Origin of the sequence: Shewanella sp. LZH-2 (genome assembly GCF_016859145.1) — a bacterium.
Taxonomy (GTDB): Bacteria; Pseudomonadota; Gammaproteobacteria; order Enterobacterales; family Shewanellaceae; genus Shewanella; species Shewanella xiamenensis.
In genome coordinates this window covers 655,176-681,445 of record NZ_CP069350.1, presented here as the reverse complement: position 1 = coordinate 681,445, position 26,270 = coordinate 655,176, and the positions used below count along the sequence as shown (strand labels likewise).

The 26,270-nt window shown below is 48.7% G+C and carries 23 protein-coding genes; 6 read left to right on the top strand and 17 right to left on the bottom strand.

The annotated features are described in order from the left end of the window. Positions 1-14: 14 nt before the first annotated feature. Complete coding sequence (locus JM642_RS03115) at positions 15-638, bottom strand: HAD-IA family hydrolase (RefSeq protein ID WP_203432729.1); 624 nt, start codon at positions 636-638, stop codon at positions 15-17. A gap of 23 nt (positions 639-661) precedes the next feature. Further along, positions 662-1,636 (bottom strand): DMT family transporter, encoded by a 975-nt coding sequence (locus JM642_RS03110; RefSeq protein WP_069454236.1) that lies wholly within the window; start codon positions 1,634-1,636, stop codon positions 662-664. 319 nt (positions 1,637-1,955) lie between these two features. On the opposite strand from JM642_RS03110, the gene JM642_RS03105 reads away from it, so the two are divergent. Next, complete coding sequence (locus JM642_RS03105; protein WP_203432728.1) at positions 1,956-2,771, top strand: hydratase; 816 nt, start codon at positions 1,956-1,958, stop codon at positions 2,769-2,771. A gap of 159 nt (positions 2,772-2,930) precedes the next feature. After that, positions 2,931-4,046 carry an energy transducer TonB gene (locus tag JM642_RS03100; protein ID WP_203432726.1) on the top strand — a complete coding sequence of 372 codons (1,116 nt, stop codon included), beginning with the start codon at positions 2,931-2,933 and terminating at the stop codon, positions 4,044-4,046. Positions 4,047-4,050: 4 nt separating this feature from the next. Here the strand turns inward: JM642_RS03100 and JM642_RS03095 are convergent, their stop codons facing one another. The 8 genes from JM642_RS03095 to slyA form a co-directional block, all read right to left on the bottom strand. Beyond that, complete coding sequence (locus tag JM642_RS03095; protein WP_203432724.1) at positions 4,051-4,410, bottom strand: cysteine-rich CWC family protein; 360 nt, start codon at positions 4,408-4,410, stop codon at positions 4,051-4,053. A 404-nt stretch (positions 4,411-4,814) separates the two neighbouring features. Continuing rightward, positions 4,815-5,117, bottom strand: coding sequence for a cysteine-rich CWC family protein (locus JM642_RS03090; protein WP_203433718.1), 303 nt, complete (start codon positions 5,115-5,117; stop codon positions 4,815-4,817). A gap of 70 nt (positions 5,118-5,187) precedes the next feature. Further along, a complete protein-coding gene (locus JM642_RS03085; protein ID WP_203432722.1) occupies positions 5,188-5,697 on the bottom strand; it encodes a hypothetical protein in 510 nt (169 codons plus the stop codon). 581 nt (positions 5,698-6,278) lie between these two features. Next, positions 6,279-7,334 (bottom strand): c-type cytochrome, encoded by a 1,056-nt coding sequence (locus JM642_RS03080; protein WP_203432720.1) that lies wholly within the window; start codon positions 7,332-7,334, stop codon positions 6,279-6,281. A gap of 10 nt (positions 7,335-7,344) precedes the next feature. Then, positions 7,345-7,971 (bottom strand): c-type cytochrome, encoded by a 627-nt coding sequence (locus tag JM642_RS03075; protein ID WP_172591355.1) that lies wholly within the window; start codon positions 7,969-7,971, stop codon positions 7,345-7,347. Between the two features lie 190 nt (positions 7,972-8,161). Then, positions 8,162-9,190, bottom strand: coding sequence for a DUF2955 domain-containing protein (locus JM642_RS03070; protein WP_172591354.1), 1,029 nt, complete (start codon positions 9,188-9,190; stop codon positions 8,162-8,164). 16 nt (positions 9,191-9,206) lie between these two features. After that, the gene (locus JM642_RS03065) at positions 9,207-10,280 is read right to left on the bottom strand and encodes an HlyD family secretion protein (RefSeq protein ID WP_055647065.1); all 1,074 of its coding nucleotides are present in this window, start codon (positions 10,278-10,280) and stop codon (positions 9,207-9,209) included. Positions 10,281-10,288: 8 nt separating this feature from the next. Next, a complete protein-coding gene (gene slyA / locus JM642_RS03060; protein WP_037422531.1) occupies positions 10,289-10,762 on the bottom strand; it encodes a transcriptional regulator SlyA in 474 nt (157 codons plus the stop codon). A gap of 219 nt (positions 10,763-10,981) precedes the next feature. On the opposite strand from slyA, the gene JM642_RS03055 reads away from it, so the two are divergent. Beyond that, positions 10,982-12,886 (top strand): methyl-accepting chemotaxis protein, encoded by a 1,905-nt coding sequence (locus tag JM642_RS03055; protein WP_203432718.1) that lies wholly within the window; start codon positions 10,982-10,984, stop codon positions 12,884-12,886. A gap of 69 nt (positions 12,887-12,955) precedes the next feature. Here JM642_RS03055 and metF read toward each other — a convergent pair whose 3' ends face one another. The 3 genes from metF to metB all read right to left on the bottom strand — a co-directional run bounded on the left by metF (position 12,956) and on the right by metB (position 17,666). Next, positions 12,956-13,849 (bottom strand): methylenetetrahydrofolate reductase, encoded by an 894-nt coding sequence (metF, locus tag JM642_RS03050; RefSeq protein WP_037422525.1) that lies wholly within the window; start codon positions 13,847-13,849, stop codon positions 12,956-12,958. A 248-nt stretch (positions 13,850-14,097) separates the two neighbouring features. Then, the gene (locus JM642_RS03045) at positions 14,098-16,491 is read right to left on the bottom strand and encodes a bifunctional aspartate kinase/homoserine dehydrogenase II (RefSeq protein WP_203432716.1); all 2,394 of its coding nucleotides are present in this window, start codon (positions 16,489-16,491) and stop codon (positions 14,098-14,100) included. A gap of 11 nt (positions 16,492-16,502) precedes the next feature. Continuing rightward, the gene (gene metB / locus JM642_RS03040; protein ID WP_203432714.1) at positions 16,503-17,666 is read right to left on the bottom strand and encodes a cystathionine gamma-synthase; all 1,164 of its coding nucleotides are present in this window, start codon (positions 17,664-17,666) and stop codon (positions 16,503-16,505) included. A gap of 212 nt (positions 17,667-17,878) precedes the next feature. Between metB and metJ the strand changes: the two genes are divergently transcribed. Together metJ and JM642_RS03030 are read left to right on the top strand one after the other, a co-directional pair. Next, positions 17,879-18,193, top strand: a complete 315-nt coding sequence (gene metJ, locus JM642_RS03035) for a met regulon transcriptional regulator MetJ (RefSeq protein ID WP_011073770.1) — start codon at positions 17,879-17,881, stop codon at positions 18,191-18,193. 107 nt (positions 18,194-18,300) lie between these two features. Then, positions 18,301-19,044 carry a sulfite exporter TauE/SafE family protein gene (locus JM642_RS03030; RefSeq protein WP_203432713.1) on the top strand — a complete coding sequence of 248 codons (744 nt, stop codon included), beginning with the start codon at positions 18,301-18,303 and terminating at the stop codon, positions 19,042-19,044. Positions 19,045-19,219: 175 nt separating this feature from the next. On the opposite strand, the gene nrfD is transcribed toward JM642_RS03030, so the two are convergent. The 4 genes from nrfD to JM642_RS03010 form a co-directional block, all read right to left on the bottom strand. Beyond that, positions 19,220-20,164 carry an NrfD/PsrC family molybdoenzyme membrane anchor subunit gene (nrfD, locus tag JM642_RS03025; RefSeq protein ID WP_203432711.1) on the bottom strand — a complete coding sequence of 315 codons (945 nt, stop codon included), beginning with the start codon at positions 20,162-20,164 and terminating at the stop codon, positions 19,220-19,222. Between the two features lie 2 nt (positions 20,165-20,166). Next, positions 20,167-20,733 (bottom strand): 4Fe-4S dicluster domain-containing protein, encoded by a 567-nt coding sequence (locus JM642_RS03020; protein WP_011073773.1) that lies wholly within the window; start codon positions 20,731-20,733, stop codon positions 20,167-20,169. A gap of 12 nt (positions 20,734-20,745) precedes the next feature. Further along, positions 20,746-23,028, bottom strand: a complete 2,283-nt coding sequence (gene phsA, locus JM642_RS03015; protein ID WP_203432709.1) for a thiosulfate reductase PhsA — start codon at positions 23,026-23,028, stop codon at positions 20,746-20,748. Between the two features lie 499 nt (positions 23,029-23,527). Next, positions 23,528-24,157, bottom strand: a complete 630-nt coding sequence (locus JM642_RS03010; RefSeq protein WP_169548793.1) for a pentapeptide repeat-containing protein — start codon at positions 24,155-24,157, stop codon at positions 23,528-23,530. A gap of 697 nt (positions 24,158-24,854) precedes the next feature. On the opposite strand from JM642_RS03010, the gene JM642_RS03005 reads away from it, so the two are divergent. Further along, positions 24,855-25,958: a phosphoribosylaminoimidazolesuccinocarboxamide synthase gene (locus JM642_RS03005; protein ID WP_203432707.1), complete on the top strand. Its 1,104-nt coding sequence runs from the start codon at positions 24,855-24,857 to the stop codon at positions 25,956-25,958. Positions 25,959-26,270: the final 312 nt, after the last annotated feature.

The window sequence follows — 26,270 nt, the reverse complement described above, 5'->3', positions numbered from 1 at the left end:
GGCATCGTGTGCACTTAGTCTTTTGGGATTGCCACTGCCCAAGCTTCAATAAAACTCTGATAATTGCCAATGAGTAAATCCGCCGCGTGGGCATAGTCCGGCACGTCTTCTGGGCAATAGAGGGCGCAGCGGCTACCGGCGTTTTGCGCGGTTTGCAGATCAAATAGATAATCCCCCACATACAAGATGTCCGCCGGATTCAACTGCCATTGCTCGCAAATCAAGTGGATCCCCTGCGGGTGAGGCTTAGGCTCGGCATCGTAACGGGTCAGCACTAAGTGGATATCAATACCGAGTTTTTCGATGGTGATTTTGGCCGCCTCGGGCATATTGCGGGTCAAAATCGCGAGAGGCAGTTGCCGCATCTTTAAAAACGCAATCAACGCCTGCGCGCCTTCAATCCAGCTCGCTTGGCGCGAGCTGGCAAGCTCATAGTCATGGACAATTTCCAGCGCCTGCATCTTGGCCATAGTGGTGTCGAGACTATGTATATGCTCGAGAATATCGGTACCCGATCCAATACCTAATGCCGCTCTTAAGCCTTTAAAGTCAGGGTTTGAATGGGCAAGCGTACCGTCGAGATCGAAGATAACCCCGCGGATCTGTTCTAATTCAATATCGGTCAGGCGTGTGATCACTAGGATACCTATTCAGCTGCCAGTTAAATGGGTTGTAAACGTCTCGCGCGGCGCTGGCGATACAGGGGCAGCAACTGCACCACCATCACAGAGACAATAATCACACCTATGCCAAAGAGCGATAAAGCATCTAACTCATCGGCCTTAAACACGTCAGGCCACCAACCGATACTCACCACTAACGCCGTGGCACTAAAGCTAAATACTGGCGTTAACGCCAACATGGCGCTCACCTGTGCCGTCGGCCAATACTTCATCGATTGCCCAAAACAACCGTAGGCAATCAAGGTATTGGCGGCGCAAAACAGCGCCACTTGCCAGTCAAAGCTATCCATTTGCGCAAATTGGCTAAAGTCGCTAAAGGGCGCCATCGCAAAAATACCTAAGGCATAGATAACCAAGAGTACGTTGGCGGGAGACAAACGGTTCAACAGTGACTTTTGCAGCAGTGCGTAGGTGGTCCATGACAATGCCGAAAACTGCACTATCATCACCCCAAGCCAGATCTCATGATTATCGGTGGCGGAAAAATCTAAAAAGGGATGGAAAAACATTAACATCCCTAAGGCTAAAGCGGCAAAACAACTGAGCTGCACCGCATTGAGGCGTTCTTTAAAAAATAACACGCCGCCAAAAGCGAGGAAAAATGGCGAGGTTTGAAAATTAAGCTGCGCCGCGCCCGGGGCTAAATAGTCGAGGGAATAGACGAATGACACATAGTTAAGCATTAAAAACAGTCCGGCGAGGATAAGCCTGAGCCAAACCTTGGCATCGAGCGCCGCAAACTGTTTCAAACTCCCGGCACTCCACTGCACCAAAATACTGACCAAGAGCGCCACCAAAAACCGAAACCAAGTCAACGTCACCGGGTCGATAAAACTCCCCGATAGCTTAAGTGCTATAGGTAAAATCCCCCAAAACAGCACGGCAACAGAAATAAACAATAACCCCAATTGAGCATGGTTATTTGCCAAGGATCCAGAGTGGCTTTGATTCACGGAAAAGTCCCAGTAGTACAGCAGAAAGGAACGCCATTCTGGCACCGCACCGCGCTAAGATCTAGCCTAAAAAGCGATTAACTTATCAGCCTGATTGGATAGTTAAGCTGACACTCAATCAATCTTGCTCGGCGATAAATGCTCAGCATTTGAAGATAAGTTTTATCAAGCCTTTGCCGACACAAAAAGGTATATTGAGCACAATTTCTTTTTTGGCCCAGATTGGATTTATAGAGTCAATTGATACCTTATGTGCACATTTATTGCGGCATAAACCACTCTGTATAAGTCTTTAAAAATAAGTCAGTTAGGATAAAAAATGTCACCAATAGACACGAAAGCACAGCTTGAGTCCATTAACACCGCAGCACAAGAACTCGCGCAGCGCCGCGCTAAAGGTGAAGCGGGCGCCCTGTTGCAAGAAGCGTTAAGGCCCAAGGATTTCCCCCACGCCTTTGCCATCCAACAAGCGATTGCCCAGCAATTTAGCGCCCAAGGCAACCCGATTGCGGGTTGGAAGTGTCTACTCCCAACGGCAGAAAAAACCGTAGTGGCGCCCATCTATCAACACGATGTGTATATCGAAACCGCCGATTGCCCGCTTTATCCTTCAAGCAAAGGGCTAGCCCGTGTCGAGCCTGAGCTCGCCTTTGAAATCGGCAGCGATTTACCGCCACGTGCCACGCCCTATTCTGAGGCAGAAATCGACGCCGCCCTAGGTAAAACCCGCCTCGCCTTAGAACTTATCAAAAGTCGCTACCAAAACCCAAGCGAAGCCAATCACTTCGACGCCCTCGCCGATGGCTTAGTCAATCAAGGTCTATGGTTAGGGCCAGAACTACTTGCACCAGCCAAGATAGAAACAACCCATTTCGCCCTAAGCGTTGCAATTGCCCATAACGAGCAGCAACAGAACGAAACACTGCAAAAAGCCGCTGTTCATCCGAACGGTTTCCCTAAGGCTGGGCTTTATTGGTTAGTTAACTTTTTATCCGCCCAAGGGATTGGCTTAACCCGAGGACAATATGTGATTACTGGCTCCTATGCGGGGGTATTAGATTTGCCACTCAATCAAACCTGCCAATTCCACTACGGCGAGCTAGGCCAGTTTGATTTGCAGTTTGTGACTAAATAAGTCTCTGCCTAAAGGGTGCCAAGCCCATCGGCAAAGTAAGAAGGTAGGCAAAGGCTTACCTTCTTAGCGCCCCCCAAGCGACCAACTGCCGAAAACAAACTTGTATCAAGAGTGAAACATTTGTACTATCCGAAGAAACTAAACATAATGATATACAAGATGTTAGACGGAAAAATATTACCCTTAGCCAGTCTATTTGCTTTAGCCTTAAGTACTTCGTTACCTTTAACCGCCTCGGAAAACAGCTTTTACCAAGCCTACAGTGACTACCAAGCCGCACTCAAACAAGGTGATAACGACCAAATAAAAGCCAGTGCCAAAAGGGCCTTCGAATTGGGCGAAGCTCAATATGCCAAGGACAGTGTCGACTTAGCTAACCTCGCCATGAACTGGGCAGGAGCGATAGAGAAGCAAGTCGCCCCTTACCCATTTGAAGAAAAGAATTTGCCAAAAACAGCTAAGGCGAATGAGTTATATCAACTCGCATTAAGCAATTATAAAAAGCATTACGGCGAGCATGCAGCTGAGCTTATCGACCCACTACTCGGCGCAGCGGAAACCTCACCTAAGCTGACTGTGGCGAAGGGGGTTTTTGAAGATGCTATTGAAATTGCTGAAAAAACTGCAAATAAAAAGCTGTTGGCGAATATAAAAATGGCAGCCTTTACTCGTCTCAGCAACACAGAATTGTACACTGCTAAGGTAAGAGACTATGCCTTCGAGGCCTATGAAACTTACAAAGAAATCCTGCCCGAAAATGCCCTCGACAGAGTCAAAGCCACCTATGTCGTCGGTGCCGTTGAATATGCCGAAAAGCATGATGACAAGGCGATTCCGTTGCTTTTAGAAGTGGTTAAGCAGTTTGACGCCCTTAACTTTAGCCATCCCTATGCCTTAAGCGCCCACGCTTATTTAGTCGAACTGTATGAGCGCCAAGGAAAGCGTGACGAGTCCACCGCCCACTGTATCGCCATCGGCAAAATGCGCCCTTGGGCCGACACGCAGGAACAGCAACCGCTATTTCGCACGGTGCCCAAATACCCTAAGTCCTACCTCATGCAACGTAAAAGTGGCTATGTGACCCTTAACTTCACAGTTGATGAGATGGGATTTGTGAAAAATCCTGAAGTGCTCGAATCCAAAGGCGGTGTACTATTTGAAAAATCCACACTGAAAATGATCGAAGAATGGCGCTATGCGCCTAAGTTTGAACATGGCAAGCCCGTGCCAGCACAAACGACTGTGCGTATAGACTATTTCACCGATAAGTCTTAATCAGTTACTTCACCTCATATCCCAGCCCATCGCCTAATCCCGATGGGCTGTTTTTATTTTCTGAAGTAACTGAAGCAACTAGCCCTCGCTTTATCCGGCTTAAACAAGTCTCACAAATACAAGCCGTCGCAGGCTGCGATAATAGTTGCGCTAACTTATCAGCACTCAGCCCTACTGTAGCGTCTGTTGATAAGCCTGCCGCCAAATCGCCAGATAGCAATTGAGTCAGATTAGGAAACCTCTGCTTAGCACACCAACAGTCACTGATCTCGGCGCCAAGAGTCATTGCACACTGATTCGCCCCTTGGCATAAAGGGCACAGTTGCGCGGTATCGAACTGAACGTCTTGTAAGTGCTTAGGCACGGTAATCCTTATGGCATCGGAGTGATAACGCAGAAATAATAATGTTTTTTGCAACTCAAGCTGAGTTGATTTACACCAAAGTTAGACTTTATAGCTTTCCAAACTATGCGTTTGAATGCTTTAGTTTACAAGTCGTGGGGCTTCCATATTGGCTCTGTTTAGCACAATGATTATTGATTGCGGCCTTACGGCCGAGGTGAATCAAAGTCGTGGGGTTTCACCCCCTGATTTTTTAATAAAGAGTCGACCAAGGAGGACTGCTCGTCGTATCAAAAACGTCCATATTAAACTACCTGCTCGATATCCCTATCTCGCGCTCAAAACGGCCGTTGACCTTCGCCCTTGGATTCTCCAAGACGCCCCTAGCGAAGTTACATGCATTAGAGACTGGCCTTGGTCTTATATTAATCCCCAAAAATCTGTGCCTGTCCCAACTTTTTCCTAGCTTCACAAATACAAGCCGTCGCGGGCTGCGATAATAGTTGCGCTAACTTATCAGCACTTAGCCCTACTGCATCGCCGGTCGATAACCCCACCACCAAATCGCCAGACAGTAATTGAGTCAACTTCGGAAACGCCTGCTTAGCACACCAACAGTCACTGATATCTGCCCCAAGAGTCATGGCACACTGATTCGCCCCTTGGCATAGAGGGCAAAGCTGCGCGGCATTGAACTGAGGTTCGGGTAAGGGCTGAGGCTCGGTAATCCCCTTTCGGTAGAACTGTCATACAACATCTAAATTAAAATATGGTTTTCAATACCTTACAATAGATACTTTAATATGAGCATCGTAAGATTTTTCCCAACTCATTGTTAACATTTTCATATAGTGTTACACATGCTTCATGATATTGGCTTGCAGTTATCTCACTATTAGCAAGTTGACTCTTAGTCACGACATCTTTTAACTCAATTAGGTTATTTCGTAACTCATCATTTGAAATTCGTTGTATCAGAATCGATGTTTCAGAATTTAAATCTAACAATTGCTCTGTTAACTCATCAGGCAAAGCATACTTTCCCCATTCACCAGACTCTTGAAAATTTTTCCTATCAGCAAAATACACTAATGTACTAGCCCTCATATAATTTCGCATTACAATTTGTAGCTCAAGTAATGTTTCTCTTTGAAATGATCTAGCACGTTCCTCTCTATCTTGGACTTTAGAATTCTCTGAAATTTTATATGTATTCCAAGTGGTTATTGCCGTAGTAACAATACTTGCTGTCGCACCTACAATTGCACCTACAACAGTACCGATAAATCCCCAACTAATCGCATCCATAAAAGCTCCTTGTGCCGAATGTATGTATAACGGCCCATTACCTAGATCTGTCCTTGAAACCCTACACAAAAGTAATAAAGTGTTAAATATACTGAATATTAAACACAATCAATAAATTACAATGAACTAGCTTCAAAATGCAATCTGAACCAGCATGACGAAAACTTATCTAACTAAGAATTAAAATGATGCGACATGTTAAATAATATTAAAACATCAATTTTCCAAATAATTACGCTTACAGTTTAATAAACCAACTCAACAAATCACCTAGCTAGTAACCAAGAGACCACACCGATGCCCGAAAGACGAGTCATGGTGGTTAGCGAGGCGACCGTCCGCCCCAAGGACGGGGCGGTCGAGCATCCAAGGATGGACTGGCTGCGAGTCGACGAGCGAATGCCATGACAAGCCTATACGTTAATACCTGCAAATACTAAGACCCCTTCAACGTAAAACCCAAATGACCCGGTACAATTGACCAATAAAAAAGCCAGCAAACTTTAAGCTTGCTGGCTTTTCTGTCTAATCTAGTGACTCGGTTTACCTCATAACGCGAGCACGGAATCAAAGCGACTCAACTAGGACTTTTTCGGAAATACCGGATAAGAGGCGGTGCCAAGCACTTTGCCATTGACGTCGACACCGTAATAGTCGTTGTCATTATGGTATTTTTCCTGCGCTTGTTTCACATCGCCCTTATTGCGGGGGTCCTGTGGCCGTTCATGGGAGTTGATGTAAGCGGCAACGTCCCAAGCTTGTTGGTTAGTCAACTGCATGCTCTTACCGAAAGGCATGTTTTCATAAATGAAGAATGCGGCTGTATTGACCCTGTGCATCCCCGCGCCCCAGTTGTAACTCATTGGGCCCCATAATGGTGGCAGAGAGTAAACACCGGCAATCGCTTGGCCTTGACCATCGGCGCCATGGCACGCTTGGCAATGGGCGGTATACACGGCTTTGCCGCGCTCGGGTGAGAACGCAAGTTCAGGTTTTGGGATCTCAGGATAACCACGGCCGGGCAGATTCGCGCGTTGCTCCACTGTCATGGCTTTGGCTAGGGCGTCTGGCAGCGAGAAATCCTCACGTTTGGCGCCTTTAACCAATTCGGTATCGCTAAGTTCTGGCACTGGACCATCGAGGTTCGCCGCATCCATTAAACCACTCATCCCTAACCAGTAGGCATATGCCGATAGCGCAACCAGTTCGGGGCTGCCCGCAGCGGGGGCTTTACCATTCATGGAATAGTTAAAGCATCCTTGTATCCGCTCTTGAAAGGTATTTACTTTATCGTCTTTTTTACGATACGCGGGATACGCAAAATAGGCGCCCCATACCGGTGACGCATTCGCCTTACGGCCCGCATCCATATGGCAGTTAGCACAGTTAAGCTCGTTACCCACATACTTATCTCTTAACTGCTGGGTATTCACAAATAGCTGATAACCCAAGCGTACTTTATCGCCAAAGGCACCTTCGGGAATCGCACTTAAGGGTCTAGGCGTAAGATAGGTTTGATCTGGGTTTTTAGGGACTGAGGGCAATGGCGCCTGTTTATCAGGTAATTCTTGCGCCGCTTGCACTTGAGTTGTCAGCACGCCCATTGCGACCAATAGTAAGATGGCAGAAGATTTCATGGCCGGCTCCTTATTTCAAATTCGCAAAGTAGTTCGCTAAGGCATCCACCTCGGCGGCGGTCAGCTTGTTAGCCACATTGGCCATCATGCCGTCCACATCTCCCTTACGTGTGCCAGCTTGCCACGCCAACAGTTGCGTCTTGATATAGCTGGCCTGCTGACCCGCTAAACGCGGGAACAAACCGCCACCTAATCCAGAGGGGCCATGGCATGTGACACAGGCTGGTAAGCCGCGAGACCAATCACCTTGATAGGCTAAGCGCGCGGTATCATCACTAAAGGTGATTTGTTCGCCCCTAAGCACAGGCTTAATCTCAGTCTTAGGAGATTTGGCGGAGAAATAACTCGCCACTTGCTCAATACCATCACCTTGCAGTGTCATCGCCATCGGCATCATGGTCGCGTTTTGGCGTACACCCGCCTGAAAATGCTGCAATTGGGTGGTGATATATTCTTTTGAGAGTCCGGCCAAGCGAGGGCCAAGTGGCTCAATGCCCTCACCTTCGACGCCGTGGCAAGTCACGCAGATTTGTCCCGCTGGCGGGATAGTTGCCGTGTTAGCGATGGCGACAGAGGTCAAGGCACAGCCGCTAATGAGCGCGATGCTTTTGGCTAATGTTTTAATTTTATTATTCATTTTCTATCCTTGAACAAACCTTGAGTCACACGAAAACGCTTGAAAAACCGCGTTAACGGCTAAAACAAGGTCGTTAAAAAAGAGATAATTGAGTGGTGCGTTCTACGTTTAGCTCACACTAAACGTATCGAAACACCATACTCCTTGCACGGAAGCGGAACAAGCATTAAAAAAATCTAATATTAACCTTTTAGTAACCAAATCGGGTTGCTTCAAAGCTATTCAATAACTTATGCAGCAGATAACAGAGGAATAACGTCGCCACTATCGCCACAAAAATACTGCTCACCCGATACAGGGCACTAAAAATTAAGTCGTTACCTGGAGTTAAATATTGCCCAAACAAAATCCCTAACGTCGTCATGGCGCCAAAACCGACACCCGATCCGCTCGCCTCCTTCACATGGACCTGCGCAAACAACATAAGGCCAAGCCACAGCAGCGGTACAATCAGGATCAACAATCCTGACCAATCGTAGAGAAAGAGTTGCACCATCACCCCAAAAGACACCCCAAGCAAGGTGCCAATGGCACGTTTACGGGCATAATCCAACGCCCCGTTCCAATGCATGGGGAATAAAAGTAGCAAGGTGGTTGCCTGCGCCGACATCGAATCACGCAGATTGAAAATCTGAAACACTAAGAAAGAGAGCGTGGCAATGCTGGCACCGAGCAACGCCTCATGGCGCATACGGTGCGGCGCTTTGGGGCCGGGTTGATAGGCGGCGCGGGGTTCAACATCCGGCCAAAGTGCAGTCATTAAATAGGCGATGATGACTGATAGCCCTGTCGCCCAAAAGTTACTAAAAATCAGATCATTCAGATCTGTGCCCGGATAGCTGGCAAAGTGCAGCATAATGCTTAAACTCAGCACGCCATTGGCACCAAAGAGGAACAGGCTACCACGGGACATCGCCGCAAAACGATACAAAAACAGCAGGAAAACAATAGGTGTCATCATGCCTGGGTGGCTACCGAAGAAGCCTCCGAGCAGGCCGACTTCAAGCCCCGCAATGGCAGATGATGCCAATAATTGCCTTACCGCATGGCCACTTATCACAGGGACTAAACCCAGTAATAACATTGGGGTTACGGTAAAAAACACCCCATTACTCCAACCAAAGAGCTTACACAGGGTAAAACCAATGGTACCGCCAGTGGCAATGCGCAAGCACTGGCGTAAATCATTGGCGGTTAATGGATTGTGGCGTAACAACATGCAAATTGCCTTGATATTAATAGATGTAATGGAGCAGGCTAATGACCTTAATCTGCACCTTGGCTAGCAGGCTAAATAGCGTATTGTCGGGCAGCAATTGCACAGTGGCGCGCGCCCCTGCGGGTAGGTTATTCATTGCACTGTTGTCTGACACACTGTCATCTAAGACTAAATGCAGTCTTAGGCGCTGCGCATCACGCACCCAACGGTCTGACTCCTGCGGCGCGGCTAAACGACCATTGGCATCAAACTGCCCCGCACTCACCCCTGCATCGACACTGCTCACTTGGGCGTGATACAAACGACCAGGCTCACCGTCAAAGGCGATTAATGCGGGATAAGCAGCATTCACACCCCTTAAGGTTTTTTCGCGAAAATCGGCAATAATATCCAATTTATCAGAGACTAAGGCGAGTAGTGGTTGGCCCACAGCGGCAAAACTGCCCACTTCAAGTTGCAGGTTGGTCACCACTCCATCTTGGTCGGCACGGATTTGGGTGTAAGACAGATTCAACTCAGCTTGCTCTAACGCATTCATCGCTTGGCGAACTCTAAGGTTATCTTCGCCATAGAGACCACGGCTCACTTTGAGTTTATCGAGGCGAGCATTAGCGGCTAACACATTCGCCTCGGCGGCGTCCGCATCACTATCGGCTTGATCACGCAACTGCTGCGAAACGCCATGGGTCGCATAAAGCGCATCTAAACGTTTGGCTTCACGGCGTTTTTGTTGTGCAGTCGTCACACTCGCATTCACTTCTGCTTTAGCGGCTAAGAGTGCAGCATCAAGTTCGGCATTATCCTGACGCACTTGTTCTAGGGCCAATTTGGCATGTGACACAGCCAACTCAAAGGGCGCTGGGTCGACTTGAAACAGTAAATCGCCTTTGGCGACCACTTGGTTATTTTTCACATTAATCGTTTGAATCTTGCCGCTGATCTGTGGAGTCACCTTAGTCACTACACGGGTTGCCATAGCCTGTGGGGTTAATGGCATCATAGTGTCGGCAAACATAAAATAGCCAAACACGGCCACAAAACCGAGCATAGCGATTTTGACAAGACGGGCAAATTGTTGATCCGGTGTCATCTTATTTCTCACTCAAGAATATCTGTGCTCTTAGCCAACTTGGCTAAGGCGTTTTCACTAATTAGGCTAATGATGCGTTCAAACTCGCCAAGCTCAGTGGCGCTAATGCCCGCTAATAATTCACCGCGCACATGGATAATCCGCGCTTCTACTTGCTTTAATACGTCTTTACCGGCGGGTGTTAGCGACACGATTCGGGCGCGCTTATCTTTAGTGCAGCAATGACGCTCGACTAAACCTTGCTCCTCAAGTTGCCCTAAGGTACGCATCAAAGAAGCCAATTCAATTTCCAGCGCATCCGCTAACACCTTTTGGCTCACGTTGTCACCTAGACGCAATAACTTCCACAACGCGGTCCATCGAGGATGGGTTAACCCAAGTGGTGCTAATTCCACATCCGCCACGGTACGCCATAAGCGGTGCAGGCGACCTAAATGTTCCGCGAGGGATAACTCCTTTAAGCGCTCGAGTTCTTTATACATGATGCTTACTCATTTACTTAGCCTGCTAAGCATTATACTTAGTTAGCAGGCTAAGTAAATATTTTCTGCTCAGAAAAGATCTGTGCACGCTGCCACGAAATCCGCAAAAAACCGAAAAACAACTGAAAAAGGTTCACCCGCTCGCAAATATAAAAAGCAGTATCTCTATAATATTCAAAAAGATATTCAGACAGACATACGAATACTGGGAGGTTTACTGTGAAGAATTTAAACATTAGCACTCGGATAGTGTTAGGCATCAGCCTACTGCTATTTGCGGTGATGAGCTTTATCATGCCGCTGGTGCTATCAGAATTCAGTCGCCAAATAAGGGAGTCTGAGCAACGGGAATTACATAAGTTATACGAAACCGCGGTGGCAAATATCGTCTCATCGGGACAAAGAGCACAGGCGATGGCAACCTTAATCTCACTCACACCTGAGATCCAAAGTAACTTTGCCGAGCGTGACCGTGAAGCACTACTTCAACGCACCCAACCGCTATTTACGCGCCTTAAACAAGATTTTGCCGTGCAGCAATTTCAGTTTCACATCCCACCCGCGACCTCGTTTTTACGCCTACATCGCCCTGAAAAATTTGGTGATGACCTCACCGCAATCCGTAAAACCATTGTCGAAACCAACACCCAAAAGCAGCCCCTCAGCGGCTTAGAATACGGGGTTGAGGGCTTAGGTATCCGCGGCCTCGTGCCGATGAATTACCAAGGACAACATACGGGCTCGGTGGAGTTTGGTATGTCATTTGGACAGCCCTTCTTCGACAATTTTAAAAATGCCTACCAAGCAGAGATAACTCTTTTGCTGCCTAAGGATGGCAACTTTGTCCCCTTTGGTGGCACCTTTACCACCGACACCAGCGCCTCCAGCGAACTCAACAAGGTAATGCAAGGTACTGAAGTGATTCGCACCATCGATTTAGACGGCAAGAGCTACGCCCTGTATCGTCATGGGATGAAAGACTACTCGGGCAAAACCTTTGGTGTGCTGGATATTGCACTGGACAGAAGCCATTCTGAGCAAGCGATGTCCGATATTCGCTTTAAACTCATTTTGATAGGCTTTATCGCCTTCCTAATTGGCACCGCCATTGCCTGGTTTATCGCTAAGAGTATTACCCGCCCGATTGCCGAAACAACCAATGCGCTCAATGACATTGCCGAAGGTGAAGGCGATTTAACCCGCCGGATTGAAGTGAAGAGCAAAGACGAAATCGCGCAGCTTGCACTTGCCTTTAACCGCTTTGCCGAAAAGATCCACGCCACCGTTGCTCAAGTATCAGACTCCACCAGCTTACTGGCGACATCGGCCGAAGAAATGTCTGCCATTACCCATGAAACTCAGCAAATGGCAAAACGGCAACACCTCGAGACCGAACAAGTCGCCACCGCCATGAATGAAATGGCGGCAACAGTACAAGAAGTTGCCCACAATGCGACTGATGCCGCCGACGCAGCAACCCACGCCAGCGAGTCAACTGAACATGGTAAGTTGCTGGTTGAAAAGGTCATTTCGACTATAAGTCTGCTGGCGGATGAAATAGCCCATGCCGCCACGGCCATCAACGAACTTGAGCGTAATACCGCGCAGATTGACTCGGTATTAGTCGTTATCCGTAATATTGCCGATCAAACCAATTTGCTCGCCCTCAATGCCGCCATTGAGGCCGCCCGTGCGGGTGAACAAGGCCGTGGTTTTGCGGTGGTGGCAGATGAAGTACGTACGCTCGCCAGCCGTACTCAAGCTTCAACCAGCGAAATTCAGCAGATGATTGAAGCCTTGCAACAGAGTGCCAAATCCACCGTCAGTACCATGAATACCAGTACCGCCACCACGCAAAACTGTGTTTCGTTGGTGCACGAGGCGGGGGAAGCGCTCGAAGCCATTACCCAGGCCGTATCCACCATTAGTCAAATGAACATTCAAATCGCTAGCGCTGCCAACGAGCAATGTGCTGTGTCGGCGGAAATCAATAAAAACGTCAATAATATTAATGATATTACGACCAATGCCACCGAGAGTGCCGAGCAAACGGCGCGGGCGGGAGACGAGTTAGCACAGTTGTCGATGCGCTTAACCACACTTCTCGCTCAGTTTAGGATTTAGGATTTAGGATTTAGGATTCAAGCAAAACAAAACGCCGCTAAATAGCGGCGTTTTTTTATGCTGTTAACGTTATACCGCCTTTGGGCGAACCCCTAAGGTATGGCAAATCGCATAGGTCAATTCCGCACGGTTTAAGGTGTAGAAGTGGAAATCCTTCACCCCTTCGCGGGACAACACTTTCACCATATCAATCGCCACGTTAGCGCCCACCAGCTGACGGGTTCCGGCATCATTTTCAAGGCCATCGAACTGCTTATGTAACCAGCTTGGTAAGCTCACATTGGTCATGCCCGCAAAACGCTTTAACTGGGTAAAGTTAGTCACGGGTAAAATACCGGGTACGATTTCGACATCAATCCCTGCCGCAACGCAGCGGTCACGGAAACGCAGGTAAGATTCCACATCGAAGAAAAACTGAGTAATAGCGCGGCTGGCACCGGCATCGATTTTACGCTTAAGGTTAATCAAATCCGCCTGAGCGTTAGCCGCATCTGGGTGCACTTCTGGGTAAGCGGCGACCGAAATATCAAAGTCGGCCACTGAGCGCAGCAGGCGCACTAGATCCACCGCAAAGCGAGTCGGTTTTGGGCTACCCGCTGGCAAGTCGCCACGCAGCGCCACAATATCGCGAATACCCGATTTCCAGTAATGCTTTGCCAGATCTAACAGCTCTTCATCACTCGCATCCACTAAGGTTAAGTGCGGCGCAGCAACTAGGTTGGTTTCTTGTTGAATACGTTCAATTACGCCGTGGGTACGGTCACGCACGCCCGAGTTTGCCCCATAGGTTACTGAGACAAACTTAGGATTCAGCGGCTCTAAACGACGAATAGAGTTCCACAGGATCTGTTCCATTTCGGGGGTTGATGGCGGGAAAAATTCAAAAGAAACATTAATATCGCCATTAAGTTCAGACAAACTTTGGTTTAGCGAATGTGAATGTTGTGCGTGATGAAAAGCCATGTGTATTTCCTCAACCGCCCGAGTGCGACACTTATCGCGACTGGTACGACTATTAATGCAGTAGTTTAATCCATATGGACGTTTGGACGTCTATATGTCCATATACTAGAGAAACTGGCTGTTAAGTCAAGCCAAAAAATCCCCATTTTTGGCATTTTCTTATCCCTCGTTGATCACCTTGATTTTAGTCCTTATCTTCGCCAATAAAAAAGGACTCAAATGAGTCCTTTAAGCTTTTGAATTTAAATCTATTCTTGCAGCAGATCGCGGCAGATCTGTGTTAGATCCGATTGTACAGCTGCTGCCGTCACTTCGCGGCCCGCACCAGGTCCACGGATAATCAAAGGATTACCTTGATAGAAGGCTGAGCGGATCACAAACACATTGTCACCGGGCGTGAGGTTGGCGTAGGGGTGGCTCGCATCAATCCACTGTAATCCCACCTCGGCTTTTAGGGTCGCGCCGCTATTGTCCAAGGAGGCGACATATCTGAGTACCTTGTTTTGCTCCGCCGCTGCGCCGTATTGTTGCAGCAATTCATCATCCAGCTCACCGATACGGGCAAGGAATTGCTCCAGTGGAATATCCGCTAAATGGGCGGGCACTAAAGAGCGCAGCTCAATATCCTCAAGCTCGATTTCTAGGCCGATTTCACGGGCTAAAATCAGCAACTTGCGCTGCATATCGCGACCAGAAAGATCGTCCCGAGGATCGGGTTCGGTAATCCCTAGGCCACGTGCTTCAATCACTAATTCCGAGAAAGGTTTGCTGGTATCGTATTTCTCGAATAACCAACACAGGGTGCCAGAGAAAATCCCGCCAACGGCTTCAACGCTATCGCCACTGTTACGCAAATCGTTTAAGGCGTGCTGAATAGGTAAGCCCGCGCCACAGCTAGCGTTATAACGCCAGAATAGACGGCGATAACCGAGTTGTTCCTTCAATTCCCGATAAAAAGGCAGCGGGCCAGAACCCGCGAGTTTGTTTGCGCTGACCATATGAATGCCGCGCTCGAAAAACTCTGGGTATTGCAGGGTTAAACTGGCGCTGGCGCTGATGTCTAATGCAATCAGTTCATCACAGTTAAGTTGTTCTAATTGTTCAAATAGATGCTCGTACTGCCAAGGAGTCGCTTCTGTATCAAATTCCTGCTGCCAGCTTTCCAGATCCACCCCCGTAGACTTAATCAGGGCTTTACTGGAAGTAACCAGACCGACTAACTCGACTTGCGCTTCAAGCTCTTGATTTAACGAGGGAGAAACTGACTTAAACAGCTTCACCCACGCCTCGCCAATATTGCCCACACCCAGCAGCAATACGCCAATGCGTTTACGCGGGCCAGCACAGCGGCGATGCACTTTTTGCGTCAGCAGATTAACCTGCGACTGTGGCACTAAAGTCACCAAACTTAAGTCACCACTGAACAAGGGCTTAGCGTCGCGGCTCAGTAAACGGGCAAAGCTACGGCGATAATGCTCGGCATCGGCACTCACCAACGCCACTAAACCGAGTTCGGTATTAATTTGCAGATCTTTAATGCCGAGGGCTTCGGCCTGCGCATCCAATAATTTTTGTACTTGTTTTTGGTTTTCAGCGGTATAGGCAAGCTCAAGCCGTTGATGCGCCGATACCCAATGTGCCAGCGGCGTTAATCCCGCCTCCACCAATTGCTCGAGCAGACTGGCCACATCACCCGCAATCTTAAAGCCAAATAACACCACAGCATTGAGGTTGGTCACCACGGGCGCACTCGCCGAGGAGCTGTGCGGCGCAATCAGGGTAAAGTCGGTATGGGAGGCGTAGCTTGAACGCACGGCTAGGCTCACCTCAGTGTTAAACAGCGGCTGTAAGGTGCGTGAATGGAGTACTGGCGAGCCTAAACGCGCCAAGCGGTCGGCTTCGGCGAGGGACATGCTCTTGAGTAATTTCGCATCGTTGATCTTATTCGGATCGGCGTTAAATACCCCTTCAACGTCGGTCCAAATGGTCACGCGCTCAATGTCGGCAAGGCTGGCAATTAAGCTGGCGCTAAAGTCAGAGCCATTGCGACCCAATAGCAAGGTATCGCCACGCTCGTTGGCGCAGATAAAACCGGTGATCACTAGGCGCTCGTTAGGGTGTGCGGCCAGTAAGGCTTGTACTTTAGCGCGGGATTCTTGCACACGGATTTGCGGCACGGCGGCCTCATCTGCCACTAAAATCGAGCAGGCATCCACATGGCTTGCGGCCACGCCCGATTCACGCAGCAGCGCTGCCATCAGGCGCGCCGACCAACGCTCACCAAAACTCACCACATGGTTAATTTGGTAATCGTTGCGTACATCTAAAGATAATAGACTGATTAACTGAGCTTTATCCGTGGTTAAACGCTCGCGTAAATCCCGCGCTTGCTCGTTAGATAATAATTGCTCAATCAAGCCTTGCTGATAGCTGATAAGGACTTGTAATTCTTCTTGCCATAATTGGTTGCTATCGCGCAGGGACAATAATTTATATAAAAAGTTAGTGGTTTTACCCGCGGCAGACACCACCACTAGATCATCACTATGGCCATGGGTTAACAGAATATGGGCGACTCGGCGGTAACAATCGGCATCGGCTAAGCTGGAACCACCAAATTTATGTAAGTGACAACGTGCCATCTATTATTCCTCTACTGACAAGCCGCTACGGCGGCCAATCCTGCTTGAATATCTGCAACTAAGTCGTCGGCATCTTCAATACCAACCGACAAACGTAATAGGGTGTCTTTAATGCCAGCTTCAAAACGCGCCTGCGGCTCCATCGCCCTGTGGGTCATGGTCGCGGGCACGGCTACGAGACTCTCAACGCCACCTAAACTCTCAGCCACGCTGAATAAACTTAACGCATCTAAAAAGGCGACCACTTCGGCCTCGCCGCCCTTAAGCTCAAAACTCAGCATAGCGCCAAAACCTTTTTGTTGCTTGGCGGCAATGGCATGGCCGGGATGATCCGCAAGACCTGGGTAATACACTTTACTCACGACGGGGCTGTTACTCAGTAACTCCACAATCCGCTCGGCATTACTTTGGTGCTCACGAATGCGCACAGCTAAAGTACGCAGGCCGCGCAGGGTTTGATAACTGTCAAAGGCAGAACCGGTTAAGCCTAAGGTGTTCGACCACCAATGTAAGATCTCACCGAGTTGAGGGTCTTTGGCGATCACCGCGCCGCCCACCACATCGCTATGGCCATTAATGTATTTAGTGGTGGAGTGGATAACGATATCGGCGCCGAGCAATAGCGGTTGCTGCAAAATCGGCGAGAGGAAAGTGTTGTCCACTATCACTAACGCACCTACGGCGTGGCTTGCCTTGGCAATAGCTTCGATATCAACCACCCGCAGTAATGGGTTGGATGGGGTTTCAATCCACACCATTTTAGGCTGCTGGGCAATCGCTTGCTCAAGTGCTTGGCTGTCGGTTTGATCGACCACCAGCAGTTTAAATTGGCCTTTTTTCGCGAGGTTGGTGAATAAACGGTAAGAGCCACCGTAGCAATCGTGGGGCACCACCAGTAAATCATCTGGGCCCAGTAAAGTGGTCACTAAGGTAATGGCTGCCATGCCAGTACAAGTCACGATACCGGTTGCGCCCTTTTCCAGCTTAGCTAAGGCATCGCCTAAGATGCTGCGGGTAGGATTGCCGGAACGGCTGTAATCAAATTCGCGAGGATTTTTATGACCATCGAAGGCGTAATTAGTCGACAAATAAATCGGTGGCACAACTGCGCCATATTGAGTATCGCTTTCGATACCCTGACGCACTGCCAGTGTGGCTAATTGACGCTCTGCCATGGGTGGACTCCTAAATTCGGTAGACTGATAGAGATGTCTGGACGTCTAAATGTACCTAAGCCCAGTGGTATCGTCAATAGGCGTTAAGACGTTTAGACGTCTAAACATAAAGAAATCTGTTTGCAATCACTAAGAAATAGTAGCAATAATTTGACTGTAATCTGTAAGGGTTTAAAATCTGCCCCGAATTTAGCGTTATAACAGGTGAGTCAATGACTGAATGGAATGGGGAATACATCAGCCCCTATGCTGAACATGGCAAGAAGAATGAACAAGTAAAGAAAATTACTGTGTCTATTCCGCTCAAAGTGCTAAAAGTCCTCACGGATGAACGTACGCGTCGTCAGGTCAACAACCTGCGCCACGCAACGAATAGCGAACTGTTGTGCGAAGCATTTTTGCATGCCTACACCGGCCAGCCTCTGCCTGATGATGCCGATCTGTCGAAAGAGTGCCCAGACAGCATCCCCGCTGAAGCGAAGCGGTTGATGGACGAAATGGGGATCGAGTGGGAAGACATGGAATAACGCTTAAGCGTCCATAATCCTGCCGTAACTAATTATTAGGGATCGTTAATGCTCATCCGGCGTGGTGGGTTAAAGTAACGATCCCTATTTTGTTTTGATGGAATCCTATGTTCTCCTTGATCGATCCACAAACGCTTGCTATCGCGTCTGTGATTGTGTTTTTAGGTGCCCTCACCCAGAGTCTGATTGGGTTTGGCTTAGCCGTGGTCGCCAGTCCGTTGCTGTATATCGTCGATCCCCAATTAGTGCCTGCCCCCGTGATTGTGATGGGATTTTCCATCGCGCTACTCACCCTATTGCGTGAACGCGGCCATTTAGAATTCAATGGCTTGCAATACGCGCTCATCGGTCGAGTACCCGGAGGTTTTATCGGTGCTAGCCTATTACTGTTTGCGCCGCAGCCGATTCTTGGTTTGGCGATTGCGGCCATTGTGGCGGTCGCCGTGGTGCTCAGTTTGTATAAATTCAGCCTGCCGGTGAACAAAGCGACTCTGTTTGGCGCGGGAGTCGTCTCGGGGATCTTTGGCAATATCGCCGCCATTGGTGGCCCTCCGATGGCGATTTTATTGGCGGGTAAGGATGCTTCGCAGTTTCGCGCAGCGTTATCGGCCTTCTTTATCTTTAGTTCGACCATTGCCTTGGCGATTCTTGGGGTGACGGGCTTACTCGAAATCAAGCACTTTTGGCTGTCGCTAATGCTATTGCCCTCGGTCTTTTTAGGCTATCTCGTGGCGGGCAAACTGGTAGGCAGTATTGATAAACATAAGACCAAGATGGCGACCTTAGCCCTCTGCGCTATCAGCGCCTTAGTGCTTACGGTGAAATCTGTGATTGAGCTATTGCCGCAATAATTACCGCAATAATCCTCTGCCAATTGCCGCCATAAAAAAGCACCGTTACCGGTGCTTTTTGCTTGCAGGGATGCGTGTTGTAACCCATTTGAGTATCACTTAATCGTATTAAAGTAATACTCATATTTGTTGCGCTAGTTTGAATGCCATGGGTTAGAGCATTCGCTAACATCACTTAGCTCAGGTAGCTTTGGCCTGCATACACAATAAAGTGTCTCAGGGCGAGCACGCCAGTTAAGCTGGCACAGGCCACCATAATCATTGCGCCCTTAGTGTGGCGAGTCGCTGCGGGAAGCAGCATAAACAGCAATGGCACACCAAAGCCAATCCCGACGACACCAATCCAGAATACGCTTGCCCACACGCCAGAGGTGAGTGATGCCAGCGCCGCAGCCGCCGCACCGCCTTTAAAGTACAAGGCACAGAACAACATAAACAGGAACATGATTTCGATGGCCATCACTGGCAGCTCTAAGCCATGCATTTTAGCTAAGGTCTTGTCGTGGCTATCGGTTTTGAACATCACCAGCGCCAGCACCGCATTGGCCGCCGCACCCGCTGATAAACCAGATACCAAGAACAGTGCAGGCAATACCGCAGTGTTTAGCATCGGATAGGCATTCATCGCCGAGATTAAGAAGCCAGTGTAAGCGCCCACACCAATGGCGAGGACAAACAATAGCACTTCAATCAGCTTTCTAAAGGGCATCAGCAACTTAGCGATAGGCGCGAGGAAACCTAAGCCCCACTTTGGCAAATCGTCACGCAGTACTAAAATCGCGTAGGCAAATGCCAAGGGTGAGTAAGCCAGCAGCGCTAATACCCCAATCGCCATAACGGACTGGAAGTTGTAGTTAATTAAGATCAACCAAAAGTGGAAAGGCTTAGTTAAATCAAACACTAAACAAGCTAAGCCTAAGCTGATTGCCACAGGGCCAATAATCGCCGCGGCCTTGAGGATATTGCTCTCAACTTGCGTTTGTTCCTGATTGAACCAACGCAAACCAATGCCAATCAGCAAACTTCCGGCGGATAAACCCGCCATAAATAGATACACGGCGATGACCCAGTGCCAAGTGACGGGAGCATATTGCGCCATATCGCCCCAAGTATTGTTCATAATCAAATCCCCCCTCTTTTGGTAGGAACGCGATATACCCTAGGTTTAGTGCCTAAATGGGTCTTATCTTGGTAAGTGATCTTAGTGTTGAGCAGTGTGGCCACTTCACTTTGTGGATCGTTAGCATCGCCAAACACCAAGGCATCGGTCGGGCACACAGTCACACAGGCAGGCTCTTCACCCCGGGCCAAACGCGTGTCCTTACAGAAGTTACACTTGTCAGCCACTTTGGTTTCGGGATTCATAAAACGCACTTTGTAGGGACACGCCGCCACGCAGTACATACAACCCACACACTTGTCGCCGTGGATGGAAACAATGCCATCTTCGCCCACGTAGGCCGCGCCCGTTGGACACACCTTCACACAAGGCGCATCTTCACACTGCTGGCAAGACACCCTATGGTACTTAAAGTGCAGATTGGGCATTTCGCCATAGGGTCCTTCGACTCTCACCTGCAAACGGGTCACCCCTTCTGGAACGCCGTTTTCACTGCGGCAAGCCACGTTACAGGCTTGGCAGCCGATGCACTTGTTCTCATCGTGCACCATCACATATCTTTTCGTCATTTGAGCCTCCAATTAGCGTTTTGCCAGCGTGACGCCAGTGGTGTGTACCGTCATACCACACACAGGTGCGGTAACGTGGGGCAGTAAGTTTCCGCAGTGGATACCTTTGCCTGTCGCTCTAACCAACTCTTTGTTTTTAGAACCAAAGCCCATATAAGCAAACACGGTATCGGGGCGAATGCCTGGGGTGACTAACGCATGGCCTTCCTCTGTACCTACACTGCTGGTTAAGCGGATAGGGTCGCCATTGCTGATGCCTAATTTGCTCGCGGTATCTGGGTGAACCCACACGGCGTTATCCGACATCAAATTTGCCAGCATGGGCACATTGTGGGTCGCGCCATTGGTATGCACCGCCACCTTACCTTGGATAAAGTAGAGTTCATTTGGCTTTTTAAGCTGCACTTCGCGGAATTTAATGACACCACGTCCTGGCGCCATGGCTTCAACCTTGGCGGAGGTCAATTCAATCTTGCCGCTTGGGGTTTTAAAGCTGAGTAAACTGCCGTAGGTGCCGTCTTCATCCGCAGGTTTGGCATTGGCATAGGCCTTGGTAAATTCGGCCACCATTTTAGGTTCGCGCAACATAATCGGCTTACCGAAGCTGACAAAACCTTCGTCTTTGATCCGGCGCAGCAGCTCTGTGTCGCGGTTTACCTGCAACAGTTGCAGGGTCTCCATGTTTTCCCATGGATAGAATTCACTCAGCCCCAGTTTGTGGCCAATATCCTTAAAGATTTGCCATGACGGACGAGTGTCGCCTAGGGTTTCGACTACCCGTTGGCGCACATAGTAGGCAGGGTTTTTACCTGACTTGTCAGCGATTTCCTCATCGCGCTCAAGGTAGGTAGACTCAGGTAAAATCACATCGGCATAGGCCGCGGTTTCACTGATATACACATCGCACACGGCAACAAAGTCGAGCTTTTTCAAGGCTTCGACCACTCGCGCTCTGTCGGTCATGGTTTGCATTGGGTTAGTACGGGACATCACCCAGCCATGTAACTGATAAGGCACCGCGCTTAAGGTCGCATCGAGGACGGTTTGATAAATCCCGCCCGCAGACCACATCATGGCGTACTGTTCTTCCACTTGGTCGATACGTTTTGCCGCAGGCTTTGGCATATCTTTTACGCCGGGCTTACCCAGCACAGGAGCCACATCTTCACCCGCGAGCTTGTTATAATCACCAGGCTTTTGACCAAGGTAGATACCGCCCTTACGCTCGATATTACCAATCAAGATGTTGGCAGCGTAAAGCGCGCGGCGCATTTCAAACTCTTCGGTGGTAAAGGTGGCTCTGTGACCAAAATCCACTACAGCATGGGGCGCTTTAGCCGCATATTCACGGGCAATACGGCGAATATCTTTGGCGGGCACATCGGAGATCGTTTCGGCCCACTCAGGGGTATAGGCTTTTACTTCAGCGGCAAAGGTGTCAAAGCCTTCGACATAACGCTCAACAAAGGCCTTGTCGTAAAGGTTTTCTTCAATCAATACATGGCATAAGGCTAAAGCGACGGCCACGTCGGTACCAGGACGAATCGCGTACCATTCATCGGCTTTATCGGCAACCACAGAGAATCTTGGCTCGAACACCACCAACTTAGCGCCTTTATCCATTTGCGCCGCCATCATGCCACGGGTTTCGGACATGTTGATACCTTCGTACAGGTTATGGCCGAAGTTAATAATGTATTTTGAGTTACTTAAATCGCGTTTCACCTTAGTGCCAAACATGGCCATAGCAGCAATTTCATAACCGCCGGGGCAAGTAGATGCATGGGTAAAGGTATTTGGGCTACCAAACGCCGTGGCGAGGTGGAATAAGTGTTTTTCTTGCGAGCCAGATTTAGAGGAAAACGCTACCGCCTCTGGGCCGTGAGCTTGCTTGATTTTAGTGAGATTATCGGCAATCAGTTGATAGGCTTCATCCCAACTGATTTCAGCCCATTTACCCTCGCCACGCTCGCCAACCCGTTTTAGCGGTTTAACAATCCGCTGTGGATCGTACAGCAAACTATGACCAGCACCGCCGCGGGCACAGACTTTACCGCCAAAGGATTTAGCCGCCTTATTACCGCTGATAAAGACGTTTTTACCTTCAATCACCCGCGCTGAAATCGGGCAGCGGGTCGAGCACATCTCACAGATACTGGCAATTTCTTTGCCCATGCCCTTAAGCTGCTTGCTCTCTAATGCCGCTAAACTGCCCGGCAATAAGCTAGCTAATGCACATGTTGCACCGCTGGCCCCTGCGCCCTTTAAAAAAGTTCGCCTATTAAGCTCAATCATGGTTACCTCCATCACACTCATCCACCCTTATGCGCCAATTGGCACACGCAAACTTAGGCTTTGGGTCACCACTGCGGTGAAACACTAAATTTGCTCACAGGTTTTTAGTTATTAATGCCAATGCCTTAAGAAACGCTGGCATTTTGCTGTTCCGGAGTGATTGTTATCCCTTAAGGAGTAGGCGGATATTGTGGTAAACCACATAGGCAAGTTGAGTGTGATCTGTGGCAACTAAAAGTTAAAATTGTTCTAAAAATTCGTGAATAAGATCAATAGTGTTGATTGGCCGTATCGATGCGTACGCTTGAGGTATTTTTACAATACGCACCACAATAAAAAGTTATCAAAAAACCTAAAAGCAATTTTAAAAACAATAAGTTAAAAAGTGATACCGCGATATCGCTGTCACAATAAACCCGTTAATTTAAAAGGATAAAATACCAGCACCGATTAGCGCGAACAGGTGCTGATATGAGGTCAGTATGAGGTTGGTATAAGGTCAATCCACCAAGGTAATATCTAAGCCATTTAACAGCCGAATCGCTTCATCGCGACTAAACTTGGCACCTTTAATTTTGTTATTAAAAATATCAATGTCGTAATCGGTTGCCTCGGAGAAATCCGCCTCCATTAACTCGGTGCGGCCAAATAAGCTGTGGCGAAAATCGCTGTAACTAAAGTTAGCGCGATTAAACTTGCCCTCACGAAAATCCACATCCTGCGCCTTACAGCCCTCAAGCACCATTTCATCGAGCTTAAGGCCCATAAAAGAGCAGTCGTTTAAGATGCAGGTTCTAAAGCTAAAAGGTGCCGCAAAGGATAATCTAGGCCAAGCAGCACGGGTCCAGTCTATGCCGACCAATTTACATTCTTCAAAACTCACACCGTTAAATTGGCTTAAGGGCACCTTGAGCAAGCTCAAATTACAACCCACAAAACGGCAATCGATAAACTTGCAGTTACGGAATGTGCTGTCGCTAAATTGGCAATCGTGGAACTCGCATTCTTCAAACTCAAGGTCCAGCCACTGGCTTTGGCTCTCGGCTAAGGCGATAAATTGCTGCGAGAAAAAATACCGCCCCTGTGAGGCTACGCGCGCCATCATTGGCATTTTTGCATCTGTCGTCATACTCGCTCCATACTCCCCATCACGGCTTAGGCACGTCCTGATAGGCAAATTGTCTTTTTGAATCTACAACAAATAGCTGTTAAAGCGAGAAGCGGCGCCTCAAGCTGATGCACTATAGCCGCAGATAATACCCCGATTAACGCCACTCACTACATGGCTAAATTGGCATAAATCGAATATAGGCTTAGCACTTATGCTCAACAACCTAGCTCCACAATCTAGCTTCAAACGCTTGCGAGCGACGCTCCCGCTTTAGGCATTTTCAGCTTTTACTTTTACCAGCCTTCACTTTGTGCCGACACGCCGCACAGATGCGCACAAATAGCCGTGGAAAATTTTGCGAATAAAGGTAAAATGGCGCCACTTTTCGCGGCTGTCTAACAAGGTTCTCTGGGATTAATGGTTAGCCTTTTCGAGCAAAATGGCACGGGGTTTCCCCGCTTGAGCAGACCAGTATTACTCTGGCGCCAACCTTGCTCTGCGTTTCATTTTCACCCCATATCTAGACAAACGTTATTCTCCCCATCGCCCGAAAATCCACTATTCGCTTTACGCTTAACCTTCACCAAGGCTTTACGCAAACTGAGCAATAAGCTATTGGTCAATAATAAAAAGGTGGCTAAGCATCTTATGCTTAAGCACACCGCAACGAATAAAAAACTCGTCCCTACACTCTCTATCCAAAGGAATACTCGTCATGAGTCTTGCTGATTCCGTATTAGCCGTAAACAACGATTTGCCCATCCGCACCGATAGTCCAGTTCATAGCGGCAAGGTACGTAGCGTTTACTGGCTAACCGACGCCGACAGCCGCCGTTTAATCAACACCAAGGGCTACAATGTGCCCGAAGATACGCCGCTTGCCATTATGGTGATTAGCGATCGCATCTCCGCCTTTGACTGCATCTTCCACGGTGAAGGCGGATTAAAAGGCATCCCAGGTAAAGGCGCGGCATTAAATGCCATTTCTAATCATTGGTTTAAGTTATTTGCCGACAACGGTTTAGCCGACAGCCATATTTTAGATATTCCGCATCCCTTCGTTTGGATAGTCCAAAAAGCCCGCCCAATTAAAGTTGAAGCCATTTGCCGCCAATACATTACTGGCTCCATGTGGCGCGCCTACTCTAAGGGCGAGCGCGTATTCTGCGGTATCACACTGCCAGAAGGCTTAGAGAAAGATCAAAAACTGCCAGATTTGCTGATCACCCCTTCGACCAAAGGTATTTTAACTGGGATCCCCGGTGTACCCGCGCAGGATGATGTGAACATCAGCCGCAGCGATATCGAAGCCAACTACCAAGCCTTTGGTTTTGAAAAGGTAGAAGATATCGACCTGTACGAGAAGCTGTTAAAAGATGGCTTTAAGGTGATAGCTAAAGCACTGGCCGACCTTGACCAAGTATTTGTGGATACCAAGTTCGAGTTTGGTTATGTGACCGATAAAAACGGTAACTCAAAACTGATCTACATGGATGAAGTAGGCACCCCCGATTCATCCCGCATTTGGGACGGCGCCGCCTACCGCGATGGTAAAATCCTTGAAAACTCTAAGGAAGGTTTCCGTCAGTTCCTGTTAAATCATTTCCCCGATCCGGATATTCTGCTCAACAAGGACAGAATGCCAGAGCGCGAAGCCCTCGCCCGTGATAATGCCCTGCCATTAGAGGCGATGATGCAAGTGTCACGCACTTACACCGGCATCGCCGAGAAGGTGACCGGCGCGGCAATCCCGCTGCCAGCCAATCCAAAGGCAGATATTATTAAGATCCTACGTGAAGAGTATGATCTGATTGTTTAATCAGATTTCGATGAGGTAGGGAGTTTTTCCTTAACCCCAGAATGTAGAAAAGGCGCTTAGGCGCCTTTTTTGTTTTCATCAAACTTTGTCTGATTGTTTTGAAAGTAAAATCAAAGTCGTGGGGCTTCACCCCACACCCGACCAAGGAGGACTGCTCGTCCTATCCTCCTTGGATGCTCCAAGACGCCCCTAACGGAGTTGAAAGCCCCTTGGGCATTTAGCGTCCTTATGCTATCGCGTCAGACGCTCGTCCCTGATTCGACTGACGCTATCTCGGCATCCATGCCTCGCTCACGCAACGAACGCAAATGC

Excerpts from the sequence above, each read along its gene's own strand:
- JM642_RS03105 (WP_203432728.1), top strand. The coding sequence starts at position 1,956 with ATGTCACCAATAGACACGAAAGCACAGCTTGAGTCCATTAACACCGCA.
- JM642_RS03100 (WP_203432726.1), top strand. The coding sequence starts at position 2,931 with ATGTTAGACGGAAAAATATTACCCTTAGCCAGTCTATTTGCTTTAGCC.
- JM642_RS03085 (WP_203432722.1), bottom strand. The coding sequence starts at position 5,697 with ATGGATGCGATTAGTTGGGGATTTATCGGTACTGTTGTAGGTGCAATT.
- JM642_RS03080 (WP_203432720.1), bottom strand. The coding sequence starts at position 7,334 with ATGAAATCTTCTGCCATCTTACTATTGGTCGCAATGGGCGTGCTGACA.
- JM642_RS03075 (WP_172591355.1), bottom strand. The coding sequence starts at position 7,971 with ATGAATAATAAAATTAAAACATTAGCCAAAAGCATCGCGCTCATTAGC.
- JM642_RS03070 (WP_172591354.1), bottom strand. The coding sequence starts at position 9,190 with ATGTTGTTACGCCACAATCCATTAACCGCCAATGATTTACGCCAGTGC.
- JM642_RS03065 (WP_055647065.1), bottom strand. The coding sequence starts at position 10,280 with ATGACACCGGATCAACAATTTGCCCGTCTTGTCAAAATCGCTATGCTC.
- slyA (WP_037422531.1), bottom strand. The coding sequence starts at position 10,762 with ATGTATAAAGAACTCGAGCGCTTAAAGGAGTTATCCCTCGCGGAACAT.
- metF (WP_037422525.1), bottom strand. The coding sequence starts at position 13,849 with ATGGCTTTTCATCACGCACAACATTCACATTCGCTAAACCAAAGTTTG.
- JM642_RS03045 (WP_203432716.1), bottom strand. The coding sequence starts at position 16,491 with ATGGCACGTTGTCACTTACATAAATTTGGTGGTTCCAGCTTAGCCGAT.
- metB (WP_203432714.1), bottom strand. The coding sequence starts at position 17,666 with ATGGCAGAGCGTCAATTAGCCACACTGGCAGTGCGTCAGGGTATCGAA.
- metJ (WP_011073770.1), top strand. The coding sequence starts at position 17,879 with ATGACTGAATGGAATGGGGAATACATCAGCCCCTATGCTGAACATGGC.
- JM642_RS03030 (WP_203432713.1), top strand. The coding sequence starts at position 18,301 with ATGTTCTCCTTGATCGATCCACAAACGCTTGCTATCGCGTCTGTGATT.
- nrfD (WP_203432711.1), bottom strand. The coding sequence starts at position 20,164 with ATGAACAATACTTGGGGCGATATGGCGCAATATGCTCCCGTCACTTGG.
- JM642_RS03020 (WP_011073773.1), bottom strand. The coding sequence starts at position 20,733 with ATGACGAAAAGATATGTGATGGTGCACGATGAGAACAAGTGCATCGGC.
- phsA (WP_203432709.1), bottom strand. The coding sequence starts at position 23,028 with ATGATTGAGCTTAATAGGCGAACTTTTTTAAAGGGCGCAGGGGCCAGC.
- JM642_RS03010 (WP_169548793.1), bottom strand. The coding sequence starts at position 24,157 with ATGACGACAGATGCAAAAATGCCAATGATGGCGCGCGTAGCCTCACAG.
- JM642_RS03005 (WP_203432707.1), top strand. The coding sequence starts at position 24,855 with ATGAGTCTTGCTGATTCCGTATTAGCCGTAAACAACGATTTGCCCATC.